18 protein-coding genes are annotated in these 22129 nt (G+C 69.7%); 6 read left to right on the plus strand and 12 right to left on the minus strand.

Translation table 11 applies throughout. From position 1 onward, the window contains the following. Positions 1-7: 7 nt before the first annotated feature. Positions 8-496 (minus strand): hypothetical protein, encoded by a 489-nt coding sequence (locus QTN24_RS16355; protein WP_313838285.1) that lies wholly within the window; start codon positions 494-496, stop codon positions 8-10. Between the two features lie 36 nt (positions 497-532). Further along, the gene (locus tag QTN24_RS16360) at positions 533-1390 is read right to left on the minus strand and encodes an SDR family oxidoreductase (protein ID WP_313838287.1); all 858 of its coding nucleotides are present in this window, start codon (positions 1388-1390) and stop codon (positions 533-535) included. A gap of 227 nt (positions 1391-1617) precedes the next feature. Between QTN24_RS16360 and QTN24_RS16365 the strand changes: the two genes are divergently transcribed. Continuing rightward, positions 1618-2250, plus strand: a complete 633-nt coding sequence (locus tag QTN24_RS16365) for a ParB-like protein (RefSeq protein ID WP_124686250.1) — start codon at positions 1618-1620, stop codon at positions 2248-2250. On the opposite strand, the gene QTN24_RS16370 is transcribed toward QTN24_RS16365, so the two are convergent. The 5 genes from QTN24_RS16370 to QTN24_RS16390 form a co-directional block, all read right to left on the minus strand. Then, positions 2229-2684: a hypothetical protein gene (locus tag QTN24_RS16370; RefSeq protein WP_313838290.1), complete on the minus strand. Its 456-nt coding sequence runs from the start codon at positions 2682-2684 to the stop codon at positions 2229-2231. The genes QTN24_RS16365 and QTN24_RS16370 overlap by 22 nt on opposite strands. 258 nt (positions 2685-2942) lie before the next feature. Then, positions 2943-4016, minus strand: coding sequence for a DNA topoisomerase IB (locus QTN24_RS16375; RefSeq protein WP_124686248.1), 1074 nt, complete (start codon positions 4014-4016; stop codon positions 2943-2945). A gap of 134 nt (positions 4017-4150) precedes the next feature. Continuing rightward, positions 4151-5077 (minus strand): alpha/beta fold hydrolase, encoded by a 927-nt coding sequence (locus QTN24_RS16380; RefSeq protein WP_313838293.1) that lies wholly within the window; start codon positions 5075-5077, stop codon positions 4151-4153. Further along, positions 5064-6263, minus strand: coding sequence for a DUF3182 family protein (locus QTN24_RS16385; protein WP_313838295.1), 1200 nt, complete (start codon positions 6261-6263; stop codon positions 5064-5066). The genes QTN24_RS16380 and QTN24_RS16385 overlap by 14 nt, the downstream gene beginning before the upstream one ends. A gap of 58 nt (positions 6264-6321) precedes the next feature. Continuing rightward, positions 6322-6849 (minus strand): low affinity iron permease family protein, encoded by a 528-nt coding sequence (locus QTN24_RS16390; protein WP_313838297.1) that lies wholly within the window; start codon positions 6847-6849, stop codon positions 6322-6324. A 220-nt stretch (positions 6850-7069) separates the two neighbouring features. Here QTN24_RS16390 and QTN24_RS16395 point away from each other — a divergent pair, with 220 nt between their 5' ends. Then, positions 7070-7420 (plus strand): BON domain-containing protein, encoded by a 351-nt coding sequence (locus QTN24_RS16395; RefSeq protein ID WP_124686245.1) that lies wholly within the window; start codon positions 7070-7072, stop codon positions 7418-7420. Between the two features lie 48 nt (positions 7421-7468). Here QTN24_RS16395 and QTN24_RS16400 read toward each other — a convergent pair whose 3' ends face one another. The 5 genes from QTN24_RS16400 to QTN24_RS16420 all read right to left on the minus strand — a co-directional run bounded on the left by QTN24_RS16400 (position 7469) and on the right by QTN24_RS16420 (position 11498). Continuing rightward, on the minus strand, positions 7469-7933 hold the full coding sequence (locus tag QTN24_RS16400) for a PRC-barrel domain-containing protein (RefSeq protein ID WP_124686244.1): 465 nt from the start codon (positions 7931-7933) through the stop codon (positions 7469-7471). A gap of 29 nt (positions 7934-7962) precedes the next feature. After that, positions 7963-8532 carry a hypothetical protein gene (locus QTN24_RS16405; RefSeq protein WP_313838299.1) on the minus strand — a complete coding sequence of 190 codons (570 nt, stop codon included), beginning with the start codon at positions 8530-8532 and terminating at the stop codon, positions 7963-7965. A 112-nt stretch (positions 8533-8644) separates the two neighbouring features. After that, positions 8645-8971: a hypothetical protein gene (locus QTN24_RS16410; RefSeq protein ID WP_124686242.1), complete on the minus strand. Its 327-nt coding sequence runs from the start codon at positions 8969-8971 to the stop codon at positions 8645-8647. Between the two features lie 172 nt (positions 8972-9143). Continuing rightward, the gene (locus QTN24_RS16415) at positions 9144-9965 is read right to left on the minus strand and encodes a sensor histidine kinase (RefSeq protein ID WP_313838302.1); all 822 of its coding nucleotides are present in this window, start codon (positions 9963-9965) and stop codon (positions 9144-9146) included. A 132-nt stretch (positions 9966-10097) separates the two neighbouring features. Further along, positions 10098-11498, minus strand: coding sequence for a sigma-54-dependent transcriptional regulator (locus tag QTN24_RS16420; RefSeq protein ID WP_124686240.1), 1401 nt, complete (start codon positions 11496-11498; stop codon positions 10098-10100). 314 nt (positions 11499-11812) lie between these two features. On the opposite strand from QTN24_RS16420, the gene QTN24_RS16425 reads away from it, so the two are divergent. The 4 genes from QTN24_RS16425 (at position 11813) to glgB (ending at position 22085) form a co-directional block, all read left to right on the plus strand. Further along, on the plus strand, positions 11813-12829 hold the full coding sequence (locus QTN24_RS16425) for a sigma-54 interaction domain-containing protein (RefSeq protein ID WP_253700205.1): 1017 nt from the start codon (positions 11813-11815) through the stop codon (positions 12827-12829). A 306-nt stretch (positions 12830-13135) separates the two neighbouring features. Beyond that, the gene (locus QTN24_RS16430) at positions 13136-16432 is read left to right on the plus strand and encodes an alpha-1,4-glucan--maltose-1-phosphate maltosyltransferase (protein WP_313838306.1); all 3297 of its coding nucleotides are present in this window, start codon (positions 13136-13138) and stop codon (positions 16430-16432) included. After that, positions 16429-19809, plus strand: a complete 3381-nt coding sequence (treS, locus tag QTN24_RS16435) for a maltose alpha-D-glucosyltransferase (protein ID WP_124686237.1) — start codon at positions 16429-16431, stop codon at positions 19807-19809. Before QTN24_RS16430 ends, treS begins: the two co-directional genes overlap by 4 nt. A 2-nt stretch (positions 19810-19811) precedes the next feature. Further along, positions 19812-22085, plus strand: coding sequence for a 1,4-alpha-glucan branching protein GlgB (gene glgB / locus QTN24_RS16440; RefSeq protein WP_313838307.1), 2274 nt, complete (start codon positions 19812-19814; stop codon positions 22083-22085). The last annotated feature ends 44 nt before the right edge of the window (positions 22086-22129 follow it).

The following is a 22129-nucleotide window of genomic DNA, read 5'->3' on the forward strand; positions in this document are numbered from 1 at the left end:
AATGTCCTTAGCTGTTGCTGGCCACCTGGCGGTCCACGTAGTGCTCAAGCTCGCTGCCAGGGTCCTCGTTGCCGGTGCTGTCCTCGGCCACGGCCTCGTGCGCCACCGGCGCGGCGTGGGCCGGGCGCGTGGTGTCCGGCGATGCCTCGCCGGACGGCTTGCCCTTGCCACCCGGCATCGGCCAGTACTCGCCTTCCGGCGCGCCGATCAGCGACGGCGCCCGCTTCGGGTCGAAATCGGTCCACTGGCCGCCTTCCCAGGTGCCCTTGGCCTGCTCGCAGTCGCTGGCGCCGCCTTCGCGCAGCACCCCCAGCACTTCGTCGCGGCGGTCGCCCTTGGCACGCGCGGCCAGCAGCACGCCGGGCGGCCGGGCGCCGCCCGGGTCCACCGACATGATCGAGACGTCCCAGACCGAGAAGCCACGCGCGTAGAGCTTCTGGGCGGCCTGCTCGGCCTCGGGGATGGATGCAAAGCGTCCGGCGACTATCGAAGACATGATCGTTTCTCCCTGTTTATCCTGCGGTCAGAGACATCAGGCGTTCACCACCTCGCCACCATTGATGTGGAGGATCTGCCCGGTGATATAGCTCGCGGCGTCCGACGCCAGGAACACGTAGCCGGCCGCCACCTCGAACGGCTGGCCGGGGCGCTCCATCGGCGTCTTCTTGCCGAATTCCGCCACTTCCTCGGGGCTGAACGTCGACGGAATCAGCGGCGTCCAGATCGGGCCCGGCGCCACCCCGTTCACGCGGATGCCGCGCTTGACCACCTGCAGCGCCAGCGAGCGCGTGAACGCGACGATGGCGCCCTTGGTGGCCGAATAGTCCAGCAGGTGGGCGCTGCCCCGGTAGGCGGTCACCGACGTCGTGTTCAGGATCGTCGACCCCTTGCCCAGGTGCGGCAGCGCCGCGCGCGTGACGTGGAACATCGCAAAGACGTTGGTGCGGAACGTCCGCTCGACCTGGTCGGGCGTCACCTCTTCCAGCGATTCCTGCGGATGCTGCTCCGCCGCATTGTTCACGAGGATGTCCAGCCGGCCGAACCTGGCGAGCGTGTCCGCCACGACCTTGTCGGCGTGCTGGACATCGGCGATATCGCCGGCAATGGCCAGCGCCCGCTGGCCGGCGTCCTCGACCAGCCGCTGGGTTTCGCTTGCATCCTCGTGCTCGTCGAGATACGCAAACGCAACGTCCGCCCCCTCGCGCGCAAAGGCCACGGCGATGGCCCGGCCGATGCCACTGTCGCCGCCGGTCACCAGCGCCACCCTGCCTTGCAGGCGGCCGCTGCCGACGTAGTCGTCGGCGCCGCTGTCGGGCTTCGGCGTCATTTCGCTTTCCAGGCCCGGCTGGCGGTCCTGGTGCTGGGGCGGGAGCTTCTCGGGTGTGGACATGGCGTGCGTTCCGTAGGATCTGGCGATGAATGGATCAATACGGCAAGGCGCGCAAATTCCGTGCCGCGGCGCGCGCAGGCAACCATCGGCAGCCGCTGCCACGGCGATGCGTAACGGTTACAAGCGCTGGCAAGGATTGCACCGGCCACACGGCGCCGCATCGGAAAGCGCGGCGGCACAAACCTTGCTCCACCGTCGCCGGTACTGGCTTTTGCGAGAAAAGATCCATGGGTAAGCGAAAAAGACGGCTTGGCGAAGGCGCGGCGCTGATGGTGCCGATCGACCATCTGCGCCCCACGCAGATGACCGTGGGCGCGTACCACGTCGCGCAGAAGATGCACGTCACGCGGCGGCTGTCGCACGCCGACCTGCCTGCCTTTCTGGACCAGCATCGCGTGCACGTGGTGCAGGGCCCCGACCAGACGCTGTTCGTGGTCGACCATCACCACTGGGTACGCGCGTGGCAGGAGATGGGCATCGACATGGTGCCGGCGCTGGTGCGGGACGACCTGAGCCACCTGTCGTGGCGCGAGTTCTGGAAGCAGATGGACGCCGAGAACATGGTCCACCCGTACGACGAGCACGGCCGGCGCCGGCCGATCCGCGAGCTGCCAGAAGACGTGCACAGCATGCGCGACGACCCCTACCGCAGCCTGGAAGCGTTCGTGCAGCTTGCCGGCGGCTACCGCAAGGTGTCGACGGCCTATTCGGACTTCCGCTGGGCCGATTTCTTCCGCAAGCACATCAAGGGGCCGCTCGATACGCACCACACGTTCGCCGGGGCGCTGGCGCGCGCCGTGAAGCTCGCGCTGAGCCCGAAGGCCCGTGGCATGCCCGGCTACATCGGGCCGGCCGACTGACCGGCCTGCGCCTTGCGCCGGGCGATGTCCCGCGCGTGCGTCAGCGCGCAGCACAGCAGCAGGTAGGCCCGCTTAAACTCGCCGGCGGCCTCGCGCGGGCTGCCGTTGCGCGCGTGGCGGAAGCCGGCTTCGAGCCGGGCCTCGATGCCGCGCTCCACGTCGGGCTGCGTGAACAGCGCGCGCTCGCGGCTGTTCCACAGTGCCATCGTCGTTGCCTGGCGCGTTTCCAGCGCCGCGGCCGACAGGTCCTCGTCCGGCTTGCAGAATTCCAGCCGCATCTCGCACAACGCCTGCATCAGCACGCGCGTCTGCCGCAGGTCCTTGCCGCGCGCGGCGCGCGGGGTGCCACCCTTGCCGCGCTGGATAGCCGTGGCCAGGCGCGCCGGCGACACGTGCAGGCCGTGCCGCGCCGGCCCGCCATCGCTGGCGGTCACGATGCAGGCATTGCCGGATGTCTCGGACGATTGGAAAGATTCAGCAGCAGGCAGCGACGGGCGCGCCTCGGTATGGAAGTTTGCCTCGCTGCTGCTGTCAGCGTGAAGGCAACCAATGACTGCATGTTCCACCTTGAGCCTCGATTGCGATGCGTGTTGTGCTTGTTATGGGTATCTGCATCGATGCAATTGCCGTGCCGGTCGATGCCGTGCCGGGGCTCACCCGAACGGGTGCCGCTTCAAGCGGCTTCAAGCGCTTCAGGCGGCCTTGCGCGGCGAGGACGATACCGTGGCGGTGTTTTCCAGCAGCGCCAGCAGCCGGGCCTCGTCGGACCGCAGGCGCGCCGCTGCACGCGGTGCCGGTAAGGCGTGCAATGTGTCGTCCATGAACGCGGCCAGCACGTCGGGATGCACGTAGCACTTGCGGCAGACGGCCATCGTATTGCGCAGCCGCTGCGCCACGGTGCGGATGACTTCGACCACCGCGCGCTTGCGCGCCGTCTCGCTGTCGGCGGGCGTCTTGCGCAGCAGCGCCAGCGCATGCACGCTGCCCGCCCACGTGCGGAAATCCTTGGCGGTGAACTCGCCGCCGGTCACCTCCTGCAGGTAGGCGTTGACGTCGGTCGAGCCGATCTCGCGGATCTGGCCCTCGGCGTCCTGGTACTTGAACAGCCGTTGCCCGGGCAGCTCGGCGCAGTTGCGCACCACGCGCGCCAGCCGGGCGTCGTTGACCGAGACGTCGTGCGTCACGCCGCTCTTGCCCGTGAACTGGAAGCGCAGCCGGCTGCCGCGCACGGCCACGTGCTTGCGCTTGAGCGTGGTCAGGCCGTAGGTGCGGTTCTGCTCGGCGTAGCGCGGCGTGCCAACGCGTACCAGCGTCGCGTCGAGCAGCGCCACCACGGCCGCCAGCACCTTCTCGCGCGGCATGCCGTTGCGCGCCAGGTCGCGCGTCACGCGCCCGCGCAGGTGCGGCAGCGCGTGGCCGAATGCCATCAGCCGCGCGTACTTGTCGGCGTCGCGCAGCGCGGCCCATTCGGGGTGGTAGAGGTACTGCTTGCGGCCCCGGGCGTCGCGGCCGGTGGCCTGCAGGTGGCCGTTCGGGTCCAGGCAGATCCAGACCGATTCGTAGGCCGGCGGAATCGCCAGCGCGTTGATGCGGGCCAGCGTGGCTTCGTCCACGCGCTTGCCGTCGGGTCGGACGTAGGTGAAGCCCTTGCCGGCCCGCCGCCGGGCAATGCCGGGCTCGCTGTCCTCGACGTAGTGCAGCCCCGCCTTGCGCAGCGCTGCGTCCAGGCTTGGGGTTTCCACATCGGCAACAGGGGTCGGTTTCATGTGCATGCGGGTACGCATGAGTCGTGCCATCCCGGGCGGGCGCGCGGCCGCGCCCTTTTGCAATGCTTACCGATCCAAACGGGCGATCCGGGCAACTTTGCAAGTCCTGCAAACCGCCCCGCCCGCCTGCCCCGTCAGCGGCTCTTGTGCATCGGCGGGGCCGACGCGGCGATCACCTGCGGGTCGTTGTCGTCATCATCCCCGGCCATTACCGCCTCGCGCGTCTCTTCCCTAGCCAGGCTGTCGGGCTCCAGCCCGTCGTCGTGGTGCGGCGTCTTCGCCACCGACGACGGCTTGGACGGCCGCGCCGGCACGGCGGGCCCGGTACGCGCCTCGGTCACCATTTCGCGCAGCCAGCCCAGCAGCAGCCGGGTGTAGGCCCGCTGGCTGTACTCGGACGTCAGGCCGTGATCGGCGCCCTTGAGCACGCGATAGGTGATGGAGCTGGCCTGGATGCAGGCATCGACGTAGCTGAGCACGGCCGTGTGCGGCACGATGTTGTCGTGCTGGGATTCCACCACCAGCACGTCGCCCTTGAAGTTGGTACATGCGCGCAGGGCGCGGTTGGTGTCGGCCGCCACCACCTTGCGGCGGTACGCCACCAGGTCCTGGTCGCGGTGAAGCTGGCGCTTGGGCACTTCCCATCCTTCGTCCATGTACAGCGCCGGGGCGCGGAAGGCGAGCCAGCGGATGGGCCGCAGCTCGCACAGCACGGCGGCCAGGTAGCCGCCGTAGCTGCTGCCGACCACGGCAATCGCGTTGCGGTCCACCTCGGGGTGCCGCACGAGCATGTCGTAGGCGGCCAGCACGTCGGCCAGGTTGCGCATGCGGCTGACGGTCTCGTACTGGGCGGACGTGCCGGCGTGGCCGGTCAGGTCGAAGGTCATGCAGACCGCGCCCAGCCCGGCCACCTCGCGGGCACGCGCCAGGTACTGCTGCTGGCTGCCGCCCCAGCCGTGCACGAACAGCACGCCGGGCAGCTTGGTGGCGGGCGAGACCACCGTGCCGGCGATCATGCCCCCTTCGGTATGGATCTGTATCGATTCTTCATGTGTGGCCATCGGATGTCGACTCCAGTCTCGCGTATTTGGTCAGTGCGCCAACACTGCGGTCTTCTCCCTGAAAATAGACGTCCGCGTCTTGGGGCACGGTCGCGTCCTTGCCATAGATTTCGCGCGTGCTCGCCGTGGCGCGCACGCATTGCGGGTCGTCGCGGAACGCCGCCAGCGCCGCCAGTTCGGCGCCGGTGGCCCCGCCCACGCGCCAGGACTGCTCCAGCACGCCCAGCAGCGGCCGGCCCTGGTGCGTGCCGAACGCCACGTCGTAGTTGCAGCGCGACACCAGCACGCCCGGAAAGCAGTCGACGGCCGCCGCATGGTAGGCCACGGCCGCCCGCACCGCATCGCGCAGGTGGGCTTCCACCGGGTGCGCCAGCAGGTCTTCCAGCGTACCGCGCACGACGCGCAGCGTCGACCCGCCGTACACGAGCTGGCCACGGTTGTCCCGCGTCAGGTCCTGGGTGCCGCAGTAGCTGGCGCGCAGGTCGCCGATCTCCACCTGGCCGACGCTGAACGTCTGCACGTTGTCGAGATTGCGCTCCAGCACCAGCCCTTCCCGGTCCACGCTGTCCGCGTCCAGGCCCTGCAGCACGCTGTCCAGCTCGGCCTCGGTCGACACCACGTGCTGGCCCAGGCCGCCAATGCCGCACGGCTCCTTCACGCGGACCTTGCCGTCGCGCAGCATCGCCACGCCGGCCTGGCGCGCATCGGCCAGCGAGAACGCGGTGTAGCCGGGCAGCACGTGGTCGCGCACGCGGTCCGTGAAATCGGCGCTCCATCCCTCGGGGGCGCGCGCGTCGGGCGCCACCAGCCCGTGGGAAATCACCTTCGTGCCGATGAACGCGTGCGGCACCACGCCGCCCAGCAGGTCCTGGAGGCTGCCGATGCCAAGCTGGCGTGCGGTGTCGATGCCGACCAGCGTATGGGCCGGCACGAAGTAGAACCGCCCGCCGGCGCCGTCGAACGGCTGCTGCATGGCGGCGTCGTAGGTGCCGGCGAACGTGAAGCCGGCCAGGCGGGCTACGCGCTCGGCAATGCCGCGCAGCGTGGCGCCCTGGTGGCTGTCCGGGTCATCGCAGTCGGCCCGGCCGTACGCCACCACGCGCACGGTGCGGGTCTCCGGCTCGGGGGCCGCGGCGGTTTCCACCGGGGCGATCGCTGCTGCATCGGGAGTCACTGGGGTTGCCAAGTCGGGCTCCTTCGCGGCCGGGCCGCATCTCCTGCATTGACGGACGGGGTGCCGCGACTCAGGCCACGGCCGAAGTCTCGCTGTGCGCGTCGCGCTTGTCCTGCGCCGGGGGCTTGCTGCCGCGGGCGTGGCGGGCCCGGGCCTTCTGCGCGTGGTTCTCGTTGGCCTCGTCGATCGAGTGGCTGCACTTGACGTCGCCCTCCTCGTCGGCCAGTTCGGCAAGATGGCGATAGAACTTCACGAGCTGCCGCAATTCCTCCTCGTCGAGGTCCTCGATGGCCACCAGGTGGTTGCTGGCCTCGCGGTGCGACGCCAGCAGTTCGTTCAGCTTCAAATGCACCGCGATCGAATCCTTGTTCTGGCTCTGCTGGATCAGGAACACCATCAGGAACGTGACGATCGTGGTGCCGGTGTTGATCACGAGCTGCCAGGTTTCCGAATAGCCGAACATCGGCCCGGTGATGGCCCACGCGGCCACCACGAACACCGCCAGCGCGAACGCGACCGGCGACCCGGCCTGCTGCGTGGCGGCGCCGGCAAAGCGGTCGAACAGATGAAAAAGGCTGCGCGTCTTCTGCTGGCTCATGTCTGACTCCCTGGGACAAGCGGGACTGTCTACATTGTAGGGAGCGCCCTCATGCAGTTTCAGTCGGTGGCGTCCTACAAGGATGTCATCCGGCACCGTGACACGTCGTATTTACAAGCCACGACCCGGCGCCGCGGGCGCGCGGTGGGCATGACGATTGCTGCTCTCCGCACGGGCGCGGCATCGTGCCGCGCGTATCCCATGACCGACGAGGACTGCCATGACCGAAAGCGAAGCCCCGGGCCGCACCAGCCCCGACGACGAAGACGAACTGCTGCGCGAGCGCGTGGGCACCTGCATCGCCGAATTCTGCGGCGGCGACATGCCCGACGGCGTGGCCGTGCACGTGGTGGACCGGCGCGTGACGATCACGGGCCAGGTGGAGGACATCGATATCGCGCAACGGATCGAAAAGGCCGCGTCGACGCCGCCAGGCATCCTGGGCGTGTCGAATCAGCTCACCACGCGCGTGCCGCCGCCCGCCGAGCCGATGGGCCAGCCGCCCCAGGCCACGGGCATGCGCGCCGACCCGGCGGAAAAGCCGGCCGGGCAGGTGAATCACAAGGTTTGAGGCAGCAGCCTGCTGGGAGCTGGCTCCCAGCAGGCAATATCACCTGCCTCACCCCCACGGGTCGTACCGGTCCTTCTCCCAGTACGGCGAAATGCCGTAGTACTCGTGGATGCTGGTGGCCCATTGCGAATTGGCCATGGTCGGCCAGTGCTCCTTGTCGAAGCCCGGCGCGGCCTTGATGCGGTCCTTCTCCACGCCCAGCACGAAGCATTTGCGGCGCGTGTCCAGCGTCAGCGCGGACCACGGCAGCGCGTGAAGCTTTTCGCCGATGCCAAGGAAGCCGCCCATGGCCAGCACGGCATAGGCAATCCGGCCGCCCAGCACGTCGAGCATGATGTGGTCGATGGTGCCGATTTCCTCGCCGGACGGGTCTACCACCTTGTTGCCTTCCAGCGTGTCGGACGCCATCACGAACGGGCCGCAGCCCGCGCCGGTCTGGTCGACGTCACCGATGATCGCGGCACCGCGCGGCGGCGTGTCGGCCGGCGGTACCTGGGGGTCCAAGGGCTTCATGTGCAAATTCCTCCTGGTGGATGAAAAACTCAGCGGCCAGCCGGAACGGGCGGCCGCAGGGGGTCGAAGTCTTCCCAGCGGCCGTCGCGCCACTGGCCTTCCGCGCGCTCCACGTCCTGCGCCCCGTTGCGGCGCAGTTCGTTGGCCACCAGCGACGTGTTGTCCGCGCTCACGTGCGCCGCCAGCAGCACGCCCGCATGCCGCACCGGGCCGCTGCGTGCATCGGTCTTGGCCAGCGCACCCATCAGGGACCCGGCGTAGGCGCCCAGCCCCGTGGCAAACGCCATCACCAGCACCAGCACCCATGGCTGCGGGGCGGCCGTGGCAAACCACGCGCGCGCCGCCGCCACCAGGCAGATGCCGATGGCAAAACCGATGGCCGCGCCGATCACGATGCCGCGCCCGGCGCCCGGCCCGGCCTTGCGCGCGGCCGGGTCCACGGCTTCGTCGCCGCCAATCGGATAGGTGCCGTGCTGTCCCGGCGGGTTCACGTAGAACATGGTCAGATCGTCCTGCCTGACACCCTGGGCCATCAATCGCGATGCGGTGGTCTCGGCCCGGTCGAACGTTTCGAATCGTCCTGCGATGATCGTAGACATCCTGAGGCTCCGTTCAAGGCATGTTGCAGTGCAATGGTCTCGGGGCGCACACTTCGCGACCCGTCGCGCGGAAAAGTCGCCGCCGGCTGCGGCGGGATCAGCGCTTTTCGAATCAGCGCTTTTTCTTGTCGCCGCCCTTGTCGGTGGCGCCGGGCCGATGTGCCGCGGCCTTCTCGCCGGCCGGCTGGTGCTCGCTGCCCTTCTTCAGGGTCCAGTCCACGTCGTCGCGCTTGGTGGCGGTCTGGCGCTCGGCATGGGCTGCCGCGCTGGGCGAGATCGGGTCGCTGGCCGGGAAGGTCATGTCCAGTGACTCGTCAACGGCTTCCTGGTAGGTTTTCTTGGCCTTGTCGGCCTTGCCCTTGCTAGCCTGGTCGGCCGACGCGGTGGACGGCTTGGCGGAAGGCTTCTGGGATTCCTTCGAGGCTTTGGCTTGTGCCATGGCATCTCTCCTGTTCGAATGACGTCCGCGCCCTGTCTGCGGGGCTGCGTCGAACAACGATGCAAACGGCGGGCCAGCGCCAACGTGCGCGCCACGGCGCGCCAGCACAGGGATCAGGGGGGAAGATGCCCGGCCTGGCGCTGCAGATTGTGCGCCAAGCGGTAAAAAGTGCTCAGGTTGGGCGGGCGCTGATGGCGCGCGGAAAGCGCACCGCAATGCAGACCGTGACGTTGTCGCTGTCGCAATCCTGGTTCTCGGCGGTCAGCACCGCGCCCTGCAGCTCGACCATGCGGCGGGTCAGCAGCAGCGCCGTGCTCTGGCGCGGCGAATGGCCGCCGTTGTCGGGCGGCCGGCGGTCGAAGAACTCGCTCAGCGCCGACAGCCGGCTGGCGCCGCGCGAGCGGTCCACGGGCGGGCTTTCGGTCACGCGGAACTTGACGAAGTCCGGCTCCGCGCTCAGGTGCACGCGCACGGAACCGCCCGCCGGCGCGCGCCACAGGCAGTGCACCAGCAGATGCCGCAGCAGCGGCCCGGCCCGCAGGGAATCGCCGGGCACGGCAAACCCGAGCCCGTGGTCGTCGTGGCATTCCAGCGGCGACAGGATGACGCCACGCGCCTCAGCCGCGGGCCGCTTGTCCTCGATGGCCAGCGCGGCCAGCATGCGCAGGTCGGTGTCTTCCCAGGTCGGCGCGCGCTCGTCGGCCAGCAGCCGCACGCCTTCTTCCATTTCCTCGATCAGCGCCAGCTGCTGCTGCATGCCGGACCGCATGCCGTCCAGCGCGCGCTGCGCCGGGGCGGCCAGCGTGTCGATGGAACGGTCCAGCACATAGCTCCAGCTCTGGATGGCATTCAGGGACGACCGCAGGTCATGCGATGCCTGCTCGATCAGCGCGGATACCTCGCCAATGCTGCGCACCGCGGCGGGCGCCTGCCCGGTTGCGCCGCCACTGTCGGCGGGCACGGCGGAAGGGGGGATACGCGGAGCGTCAGTCATGGTCAACCGTCGGTAAGGCTATCGAATCAGGAACCTCCACGGGCTCCGGCACGCAAGAACCGTGCGCTGGCACGGTCAGCCCGTGTCCGGCGCACCGCCGCATGCCCCCGCCGCCGCTTTTTGCCGCCGCCATCATGCGGCGGGCGGCGCGGCATCGCTGCTGCGAGAAGCCCTCAGCCACTCCGGCAGTTCGCCTTTCGCGGCGTAGTCCTCCAGACGGTTGTACAAAGTCTTCAAACTGATGCCCAGAATTTCAGCCGCGTGCTTCTTCACGCCGGCGCACTGCTCCAGCGTGGCGAAGATCAGCTGGCGGTCGGCCTCGGCCAGCGACATGCCCACCGGCACGGACACCACCGCGGTGCCGGCGCTGGGCGCCGCGGCCACCTGCAGCGGGATCTGGACCTCGGTGATCACGTCCTGGTCGGCCATGATGTAGGCGCGCTGCACGAAGTTGCGCAGCTCGCGGACGTTGCCCGGCCACGAATGCATGCGCAGGCTTTCCAGCACCGCCGACGAGAACCGGCGCTGCGTGCCCTGCTCCGCGTTGAGCTGCTCCAGCATCGTGTTGGCGATCTGCACCACGTCGTCGCCGCGCGCGCGCAGCGGCGGCAGCTCGATCGGGAACACGTTGAGCCGGTGGTACAGGTCGGCGCGCAGCTTGCCGTCGGCCACCGCTTCTTCCGGATTCCGGTTCGTGGCGGCCAGCACGCGCACATCGGCGTGGGTCTCGCGGTTGGTCCCCACGCGCATGAACGAGCCGGTTTCCAGCACCCGCAGCAGCTTGACCTGCAGCTCCAGCGGCATCTCGGTGATTTCGTCCAGGAACAGCGTGCCGCCGTCGGCGCGTTCGAAGTAACCCTTGTGCTGGCGGTCGGCGCCCGTGAAGCTGCCGCGCTCGTGGCCGAACATCTCGGTCTCGATCAGCGTCGGCGAAATGGCGCCGCAGTTCACGGCCAGGAACGGCTGGCGGCGCCGCTGCGACAACTCGTGCACGGTCTGCGCAGCCAGTTCCTTGCCGGTGCCGCTCTCGCCGATCAGCAGCACGGTGGCCTCGGTCGGGCCTACCTTGCTCAACTGGTCGTAGACCGACTGCATGGCCTCGGAGCTGCCCAGCAGGCGGCCAAAGCGGCCGTAGCGGCGCAGCTCGCCGCGCAGCGAATGCACCTCGGCGCGCAGCTCGCTGGTCGTGGCAATCCGCTTGAGCACGGTCTGCAGCCGCGTCACGTTGATCGGCTTGACCAGGTAGTCGGTGGCGCCCAGGCGCAGCGCCTCGACGGCCGATTCCACGCTGGCGTAGCCGGTGGTCAGGATGACTTCGACACCGGCGGAGCCCACCTCGTCGAACAGCTCCATGCCGTTGCCGTCGGGCAGGCGCAGGTCGGCCAGGATGGCGTCCGGCATGCGCCAGCCGATCTGCAGCCGCGCCTCGCGCAGGGTGCCGGCGGTGGCGGAGGAAAAGCCTTCGATCGCGACGATTTCCGCCAGCGCCGCGCAGGCGTTCTCGTCGTCGTCAACGATCAGGATATGTGGCATAGGAGAACGTGGAAGCGTCGTATGACCGGCGTCTGTTTGTCATGGCCCGCGGGGCGTGGCTAATGGGATCACGGCGCGTACGGGACGGCACGCGCCTGAGGATAGCCTGAAGTGTAGCGACAGTGGCTGCGCCGTTATGCCAGTGTCCGTCTGACACGCCTGTGGGACCTTGCCGCGACAGCGTTTCAGGCGGTAGCCACCCGCCGCCTGAACAGATAGCATGATAGGCATCTTCCACCATTGCGACGTGCCTGCGCCCCCGAACCCGTCCGCCACCGCGCGGGCCGGCCGGGCAGAAGGCCCCCTTCACGCCCGTGTCGACCACTGCCACGCTACCTTCCGGCCGCCCCGCCGCCCCGCCTCGCGCATCGGGACGCCGCGCCGCACCCGCGCAGGTCTCGCTGCTCTGGGAAAGCACCTCCCCCGCCATGCAACGGCTGATCGGTCAGCTGAATCGCGTGGCCGCCACCGACGTCACCATGCTCGCCGTGGGCGAAAGCGGCAGCGGCAAGGAAGTGGTGGCGCGCGCCGTGCACGAGCGCAGCACGCGCCGGAGCGGCCCGTTCGTGGCCGTGAACTGCGGCGCCATCGCGCCCACGCTGATCGAATCCGAACTGTTCGGCCACGAGAAAGGCGGCTTCACGGGCGCGCTGGAGCAGAAGGCCGGCTACTTCGAGCAGGCCCAGGGCGGCACGCTGTTCCTGGACGAAGTCACCGAAATGCCGGTGGAGATGCAGATCAAGCTGCTGCGCGTGCTGGAAAGCCGCTCGTTCCACCGCGTGGGCGGCGACGCCCCGCTGGTCAGCGACGTGCGCATCCTGGCCGCCACCAACCGCGACCCGATGGATGCCGTGCGCGACGGCCAGTTGCGCGAGGACCTGCTGTACCGCTTGGCCGTCTTTCCGCTGCATATCCCGCCGCTGCGCGAGCGGACCGAGGACATCATCCCGCTGGCCCGGCACTTCCTGGACGAATTCAACACGATGGAGCAGACCGAGAAGACGTTCTCGCCCGGCTCCCTCGAACGGCTGGTGCGCTACGACTGGCCCGGCAACGTCCGCGAGCTGAAGAACACGATCTACCGCGCCTACATCCTGGCCGACCGCCAGGTCGAGATCGGCAACCCCGGCCTCGCCAGCCAGCCGCCGCGCCCCACCACCGTGGATGGCGTGGTCAGCGTGCGCGTGGGCACCACGCTGGCCGACACCCAGCGCGAGATCATCCTGGCCACGCTGGCCAAGTTCGACGGCGACAAGCGCCAGGCCGCCAAGGCGCTGGGCATCAGCCTGAAGACGCTCTACAACCGCCTGGACGTCTACCGTTCCAGCTGACCGCCGCGCCATCCGCGTATCCGCTGGATCACACCGCCGGTGGCTGTCCGCGTGCACCAGTGCGGCCCAACGCCAGCGGGCATTCCTACTCCATCGCCACCCCGGGCGTGCACTTTTTACATCCGGCGGCCCAGCGCCGCCCGCCGCCCCAACCGCCCGTCCGGCGCGATTCCTTGCTGCACCGCACTCTGCCGGAAATGGCCGCCAAAGCGGCGAATCTGGCACGGCCTCTGCATGTCCGGACGGAATTGACATGACGCGCGCCCAACCTGCCCACGGGCGCCCCACGGCCAGAGGACGTGTGACGTGCGCATTTGCCAACTCAACCTGAAGAACGCGAAAGCGCTGGACCCCGAGCAACTGGGCCGCGCCGCGAAACTTGGCTTCGACCATATCCTGCTGGCCGGATGGTCGGCACCCCACACCCGCCCGGACGTGCTTCAGGCGGCATTCGCAGCCTGCCGGCAGCATGGACTGGCGCCGCTCGTCGACCTGTCGCTGGACCGCTTTCCGCATGACGCGGCGGGCATGCACGACGGCTGGGTCGACCACGCCCGCCCGGCCGGCAGCCCCGACGCCAGCGACAGCCACCTGCCCGGCGTGCGCGTGCGCTGGTTCGACGACGCCACGGCCAGCCAGTTGCTGGCGTGGTGGACGGCGCAGTTGCGGGACGTGGTGGATGCCGGCGTGGCCGGCTTCTGCTGCCGTGCCCCGTCGCGCGTGGCCGGGCGCCACTGGGCCGAACTGATCGAGACGCTGCGCCGCCAGTCCGGCGCCGCCAGCCCGGTATTCCTGGCCTGGACGCCCGGCACCACCCCGCAGCAGATCGACGACCTGTCCGCCGCGCCGTTCGACGGGGCGTTCTCGTCGCTGCCATGGTGGGACTACCGCAGCGCGTGGCTGACCGAGGAAATCGCCCGCCTGCGCCGCTTTGGCCGCGTGCTGGCCACCCCGGCGCTGGCGCCCAATGGCGTGGACGTGCTGGCCGCGCGCCGTGCGCTGTGGACGGCCGCCGCCATCGGCGATGGCTGGCTGGTACCGGCCGGCTACGAGACCGGCGCCCATGCCGACGGCGCAGCGATCGACACGGCGCCCGCGTCGCAGGCCGATGGCCATCCCGACGACATCATCGACGCCCCGTACGACCTGACCCACGAACTGATGCAGGCCAACGCGTGGCTGGCCGCGCGCGACGACGCCCCGGCCGTAGCCGTGCGGCAGGTCAGCGGCCCCGATGCGCCGCTGACGGTGCTGGCGCGCGTGCCCCGCCACCTGGCCAACGGCGCGGCCGGCGAGCCAGCGCTGACCGTGGTGCTGAATCCTTGCCCGATGGAGCCGGCCTCGTTCGGCGTGGACCGCGTGTTGAGCGCGCTGCCGCAACCGGCCGCCACGCTGGCGCCCGTCGACGGCGGCCCGGGCGGCACGCTCGAAAACGGCCAGAAGCTGGACCCATGCAGCACCATCACGCTGCCGCCGGCCGATATCCGGCTGTTCGAGGCGATCCCGAGCCCGGCCGTCCCGGTGGCCAAGCCCAGGCGGGGCGACAGCGCCGCCAAGGCCGCCGACCGCGCGCTGGCCGTGGCCATGGAGGCGCCGCGCGTGGCCATCGAGAACCTGTCGCCCACCACCGACCACGGCCGCTTTGCCGTGCGGCGCACCGTGGGCGAGCGCGTGGAGGTCTGCGCCGACATCTGGATGGACGGGCACGACAAGCTGGCCGCCGCGGTGCTGTGGCGCGGCCCGGGCGAGCAGGAATGGCATGCGTCGCCGATGGTCCACACCGTCAACGACCGCTGGCGCGGCAGCTTTCCCATCGCCACGCTGGGCCGCCATGAATTCACGGTAGAGGCGTGGCGCGACACGTTCGCAAGCTGGCTCGACGAGGTCGGCAAGAAACGCAAGGCCGGCGTGAACATCGCGCTGGAGATCGAGGAAGGCGCCCGGCTGGTGGCCGATACGCTCGGCACGCCCGACGGCCAGTCGATTGAAGATGCAAGCGCCATCCTGGCCGACCTGGCGGCCGCCGCCGGCGACGACGCGCTGCGGCTGGAAATCCTGCTGTCGCCGCGCACCGAGGCCGCCATGCGCGCGGCGATGGCCAGGCCGTCGGGCCGCCCGTTCGCCAGCCGCTACCCCACGCCGATGCCGGTCGAGGCCGACCGGCTGGCTGGCCGCTTTGCCAGTTGGTATGAACTGTTCCCGCGCTCGGAAAGCGGCGACGTGAACCGCCACGGCACGTTCGACGACGTGATCCGGCGCCTGCCGGCCATCCGCGCGATGGGCTTCGACGTGCTCTACTTTCCGCCGATCCACCCGATCGGGCAGGCGCACCGCAAGGGCAAGAACAACAGCCTGAAGGCCGAGCCGGGCGACGTGGGCAGCCCCTACGCCATCGGCAGCGCCGAGGGCGGGCACGACGCCATCCACCCGCAGCTGGGCACGATGGAGGACTTCCAGCGCCTGCGCAAGGCCGCCGCCGACATGGGCATCGAACTGGCGCTCGACTTCGCCATCCAGTGCTCGCCCGACCATCCGTGGCTGCGCGAGCATCCCGAATGGTTCTCGCACCGGCCCGACGGCTCGCTGCGCTACGCCGAGAATCCGCCCAAGAAGTACGAGGACATCGTCAACGTCGATTTCTACGCCCAGCCGCCGGCCGGGCAGCAGCTCTGGCAGGCGCTGCGCGACGTGGTGATGTTCTGGGCCGACCAGGGCGTGCGCATCTTCCGCGTGGACAACCCGCACACCAAGCCGCTGCCGTTCTGGGAATGGATGATCGCGGACGTGCGCGCCAAGCACCCGGACACGCTGTTCCTGGCCGAGGCGTTCACGCGGCCCAAGATGATGGCGCGGCTGGCCAAGCTGGGCTTCTCGCAGTCGTACACGTACTTCACGTGGCGCAACACCAAGGCCGAGCTGATCGAGTACATGACCGAGCTGACGCAGAGCCCGCTGCGCGAGTTCTACCGCCCGCACTTCTTCGTCAACACGCCCGACATCAACCCGTTCTTCCTGCACGACGGCGGGCGCCCGGCGTTCCTGATCCGCGCCGCGCTGGCAACGCTGCTCTCGGGGCTCTGGGGCATGTACAACGGCTTCGAGGTCTGCGAAAGCGCGCCGCTGATCCTGAACGGCGTGGAGCGCGAGGAATACCTGGATTCCGAGAAGTACGAACTGCGCGTGCGCGACTGGAACCAGCCCGGCAACATCGTGGCCGAGATCTCGCGCCTGAACCAGATCCGCGCCAACCACCCGGCGCTGCAGAACCACCTGGGGCTGCGCTTCTACCACGCCAGCGACGACGCGGTGCTCTACTTCGCGCGCTTCGTGCCCACCGGGGCCGAACACGCGGGCGCGTTCGGCGACGACGTGCTGCTGGCGGCCATCAGCCTGGACCCGCGCAACGCGCGCGAGTCCGAGATCGAGCTGCCGCTCTGGGAGTGGGGCCTGCCGGACCACGCGGCGCTGGAGGCCGAGGACCAGATGTTCGGCCGGCGCTTCACCTGGCATGGCAAACGCCAGCGCATCCGCCTGAACCCCCATGAGTTGCCGTTCTCGCTCTGGCACGTCAGGCCACAACAACAACCTGGAGACCCGGCATGAAGCGACTCTCGGAGCGCGCCAACGCCGCCCTGTTGACTGCGGACCCCCTCTGGTACAAGGACGCGGTCATCTACCAGCTGCACATCAAGTCCTTCTACGACGCCAATGGCGATGGCGTCGGCGACTTTGCCGGCCTGCTGGCCAAGCTCGACTACCTGGTGAACCTGGGCGTCGACACGATCTGGCTGCTGCCGTTCTACCCGTCGCCGCGCCGCGACGACGGCTACGACATCGCCGACTACCGCAACGTGCACCCCGACTACGGCACGCTGGCCGAGGCCAAGCGCTTCGTGGCCGCCGCGCACGCGCGCGGGCTGCGCGTGATCACCGAGCTGGTCATCAACCACACGTCGGACCAGCATCCGTGGTTCCAGCGCGCCCGGCGCGCCAAGCCCGGCTCGGCCGCGCGCAACTACTACGTCTGGTCCGACAACGACCAGAAGTACGCCGGCACGCGGATCATCTTCTGCGACACCGAGAAGTCGAACTGGAGCTGGGACGCCGAGGCCGGCGCCTACTTCTGGCACCGCTTCTACTCGCACCAGCCGGACCTGAACTTCGACAACCCGCAGGTGCTCAACGAGGTGCTGTCCGTCATGCGGTTCTGGCTGGACATCGGCATCGACGGCCTGCGGCTGGACGCCGTGCCGTACCTGGTGGAGCGCGAGGGCACCAGCAACGAGAACCTGCCCGAGACCCACGAGGTGATCCGCAAGATCCGCCGCCACCTGGACGAGCGCTACCCGGGCCGGATGCTGCTGGCCGAGGCCAACATGTGGCCCGAGGACGCCCAGCAGTACTTTGGCGGCGCCAGCGGCGGCGGCACGGCCGACACCACGGGCGCGGCCAGCCCGGACGGCGGCATCGCGGGCGACGAATGCCACATGGCGTTCCACTTCCCGCTGATGCCGCGCATGTACATGGCCATCGCGCGCGAGGACCGTTTTCCGATCACCGACATCATGCGGCAGACGCCGGAGGTGCCGCCGAACTGCCAGTGGGCCATCTTCCTGCGCAACCATGACGAACTGACGCTGGAAATGGTCACCAGCAGCGAGCGCGACTACCTGTGGGAGGTCTACGCCTCTGACCGCCGAGCACGCATCAACCTTGGCATCCGCCGCCGGCTGGCCACGCTGATGGAGCGCGACCGCCGCCGCATCGAGCTGATGAACAGCCTGCTGTTCTCGATGCCGGGCACGCCCGTGATCTACTACGGCGACGAGATCGGCATGGGCGACAACATCCACCTGGGCGACCGCGACGGCGTGCGTACGCCGATGCAGTGGTCGCCCGACCGCAACGGCGGCTTCTCGTCGGCCGACCCCGAGCGGCTGGTGCTGCCGCCGCTGCAGGGCCCGCTGTACGGCTACGAGGCCGTCAACGTCGAAGCGCAGACGCGCGACCCCCACTCGCAACTGAACTGGATGCGCCGCATGCTGGCGCTGCGCCGCCAGCACCGCGCGTTCGGGCGCGGCACGCTGCGGTTCCTGTTCCCGGGCAACCGCAAGATCCTGGCGTACCTGCGCGAGTACGAGAACGAGCACATCCTGTGCGTGGCCAACCTGTCGCGCGCGCCGCAGGCCGTGGAGCTGGACCTGTCCCAGTTCAACGGCCGCGTGCCCGTGGAAATGCTGGGCGCCACGCCCTTCCCCGCCATCGGCCAGCTCACCTATCTGCTGACGCTGCCGCCGTATGGCTTCTACTGGTTTGTGCTCAGCGAGGACGCGCAGCCGCCGTCGTGGCACGTCAACGCCCCGGAACAGATGGTGGATCAAGTCACGCTGGTACTGCAGAACGTCGGGGGCCGCTCCGAACTCACCGAGTCGGCCCGGCGCGCGCTGACCACCGAGGTACTGCCCAACTACCTGGCGCGCCGCCGCTGGTTCGCCTCGAAGGGCGAGCGCATCGAGCGCGTGAACGTGGCCTACGCCTGGCCGCTGGCCAAGATCGGCAACACCGAGGAAGTCTGGCACTGCGAGGTGGAGGTCCAGCTGCCGGGCCGCACCGAGTGCTACCAGCTCCCGGTGGCGCTGCTGTGGGACCGCGAGAACACCGAGGGCATGCCGCAACTCGTGCACGGCCTGTCGATGGCGCGCGTGCGGCGCGGCCCGCGCGTGGGCGTGGCGACCGATGGCTTCGTGGTCGAAGCCTATGCCCGCGCCGTGGTGCAGGCCATGCGCGACCGCACGTCGGCCGACGTGTCGCACGGCACCATCCACTTCCTGCCCGAACCGGGGCTGGCCGACGCGCCGCTGGAATCCGAACCGGTGCAGTGGATGTCGGCCGAGCAGTCGAACAGCTCGCTGGCCTACGGCAACACGGGCGTGCTGAAGCTGGTGCGCAAGGTGGCCGGCGGCATTCACCCCGAGGCCGAGATGACGCGCTACCTGACCAGCAACGGCTACCGGCATTCCGCCGCGCTGCTGGGCGAGGTGGTGCGCACCGGCGCCGACGGCACGCCACACACGCTGATGCTGCTGCAGGGCTACATCCTGAACCAGGGCGACGGCTGGGACTGGACGCTGGACTACCTGAGCCGCTCCATCGACGACGCACTGCCGCTGACCGACGGCGACGACGAGTTCGGCGAGGCGCTGACCGGCTACGCGACGATGGTCGGCACGCTGGGCCGGCGCCTGGCCGAGTTGCACGCCGTGCTGGCGCGCGAGACCGACGAGGAAGCCTTCACGCCGGTGGCCGCCACCGACGCGCAGGCCAGCGACTGGGCCGAGGAAGCGATGAAGTCGCTGGACGAGGCCGTGGGCCTGCTCGAAGCGCGCCGCGAGACCGCATCGGGCGACTTCGCGCGCGACATCGAGACGCTGCTGGCCGCCCGCGACAAGCTGCCGAAGCTGGTGGCGCGTCTGGCCGCCGCGGCGCCGGGCAGCCTGCAGACGCGCATCCACGGCGACTTCCACCTGGGCCAGGTGCTGATTGCGCAGAACGACACCTATCTGGTCGACTTCGAGGGCGAGCCGCGCCAGCCGCTGGCGTTCCGGCGCCGCAAGACGTCGCCGCTGCGCGACGTGGCCGGGCTGCTGCGCTCGATCGACTACGCCGCCGCCACCGTCGGCACCGACCGCCAGGAGCGGACCCACGCGCAACTGCCGCCCGCGCAGGCCGACCGCCGCGCCGCGCTGCTCGACCGCTTCCGCACCACGGCGGGCGAGGCATTCCTGAACTGCTACCAGCAGTCGATGGCGTCCGCGGCCCAGCCGTGGGCCACGCCCGAACAGCTACAGCCGCTGCTGGACCTGTTCCTGCTGGAACGCGCCGCGTACGAGGTGGGCTACGAGGCCGCCAACCGCGTGGCGTGGATCGACCTGCCCACCAGCGGCCTGGCCCGGCTCGTGCGCAAGCTGACTGGAGATTGAAGATGGCAAGCAATGATGCCGCCACGCTCGCCGCACCGGCCCCCACGCTGCCCGGCCCGGTCATCGACGCGCTGCGGGAGGCCCGCCTGGCGGACCCGTTCGGCGTGCTGGGGCCGCACCGCGACGAACATGGCGTGGTGGTCCGCGCGATCGTGCCCGGCGCCGCCGCCATGCAGCTGGCCACGCGCGACGGCGAATTCGTGTCCGACATGACCCGGCTGCATGCCGACGGCGTGTTCGCGGGCCGCCTGCCCGACGCGGCAAGCGGCCAGCTATCGGCGGCCGACTATCGCCTGCGGATCCGCTGGCCCGACGGCAGCGAGCAGATCAGCGCCGACCCCTACGCGTTCGGCCTGCTGCTGGGCGAGCTGGACCTGCACCTGTTCAACGAGGGCCGGCACCTGGAACTGGGCAAGTGCCTGGGCGCCCAGTGCCTGACCATCGAGGGCGAACCCGGCGTGCGCTTTGCCGTCTGGGCGCCCAACGCCAAGCGCGTGTCCGTGATTGGCGACTTCAACGGCTGGAACGCGTCACGGCACCCGATGCGGCTGCGCCACGGCTCCGGCGTCTGGGAACTGTTCATTCCGCAAGGCATGGGCGTGGCGCCGGGCAGCCGGTACAAGTACGACATGACCGGCCCGCACGGCGAGGAACTGCCCGACAAGGCCGACCCGGTGGCGCAGGCCACCGAACTGCCGCCGGCCACCGCATCGGTGGTGGCGTGCGCCGGCCAGGCCGCCCCGCCGTTCCAGTGGAACGACGCGGCCTGGATGGAACAACGCGCCAAAACCGACCCGTACAGCGCGCCGATGTCGGTGTACGAGCTGCACGTGACGTCGTGGCAGCGCGCCGCCAACGACAGCGGCCGGGGCTGGGACATCCTGGCCGAACGGCTGGTGCCGTACGTGCGCGACCTGGGCTTCACCCATATCGAGCTGCTGCCGATCACCGAGCACCCGTTCGGGGGGTCGTGGGGCTACCAGCCGCTGTCGCTGTTCGCGCCCACCGCGCGGCTGGGGTCGCCCGAGCGCTTTGCCGCATTCGTCGACCGCTGCCACCAGGCCGGCATCGGCGTGATCCTGGACTGGGTGCCCGCGCACTTTCCGACCGACCCGCACGGGCTGGCGATGTTCGACGGCACGGCGCTCTACGAGCACCAGGACCCGCGCGAGGGCTATCACCAGGACTGGAACACGCTGATCTACAACCTGGGCCGCAACGAGGTGCGCGGCTTCCTGCTGGCCAACGCGGTGCACTGGCTGGAGCACTACCACGCCGACGCGCTGCGCGTGGACGCCGTGGCGTCGATGCTCTACCGCGACTACAGCCGCGAGCCGGGCCAGTGGGTGCCGAACCGCTTTGGCGGGCGCGAGAACCTGGAGTCCGTGGCCTTCCTGCGCGAGATGAACACCGTGGTGCACGAGCGCTGCCCCGGCGCGCTGACCATCGCCGAGGAATCCACCGCGTGGCCCGGCGTCACGGCCAGCGTGGAATCGGGCGGCCTGGGCTTCAGCTTCAAGTGGAACATGGGCTGGATGCACGACACGCTGCGCTACCTGTCCCACGAGCCGGTGCACCGCCCGTGGCACCACGGCGACATGACGTTCGGCATGGTCTACGCGTGGTCCGAGGCGTTCGTGCTGCCGCTGTCCCACGACGAGGTGGTACACGGCAAGGGCTCGATGATCGGCAAGGCGCCGGGCGACGACTGGCAGCGCTTTGCCAACCTGCGCGCGTACTACGGCTTCATGTGGACGCATCCGGGCAAGAAGCTGCTGTTCATGGGCGGCGAGTTCGCGCAGTGGCGCGAGTGGAACCACGACGACGAGCTGGACTGGGCGCTGCTGGACCAGCCGGCCCACCGGGGCGTCCATTCGCTGGTGCGCGACCTGAACCGCCTGTACCGCGACCTGCCCGCGCTGCATGCGATGGACCACCGGCCCGAAGGCTTCCAGTGGATCGTCGGCGACGACCAGCAGAACAGCGTGTTCGCCTACCTGCGCCGCGCCGCCCCCAACAGCGAGGAAGTGGTACTCGTCGTCGTCAACATGACGCCGGTGCCGCGCCACGCCTACCGGCTGGGCGTGCCGTTCGCGGGCACCTGGGAGGAATGCCTGAACACCGACGCCGAGATCTATGGCGGCAGCAACCTCGGCAACGGCGGCCAGGTGCGCGCCGAGGACACACCGTCGCACGGGCAGCCGGCCTCGGTGTCGCTGCTGCTGCCGCCGCTGGCCGCGCTGGTCCTGCGCTACGCACCGGGAGCAAACGGTTGACGCCAGGGCGGCGTAGCGGGCGGGCGGCCCGGCCGGGCCACACA

It is taken from the genome of Cupriavidus sp. SZY C1, assembly GCF_032190535.1.
GTDB classification, from domain to species: domain Bacteria; phylum Pseudomonadota; class Gammaproteobacteria; order Burkholderiales; family Burkholderiaceae; genus Cupriavidus; species Cupriavidus pauculus_C.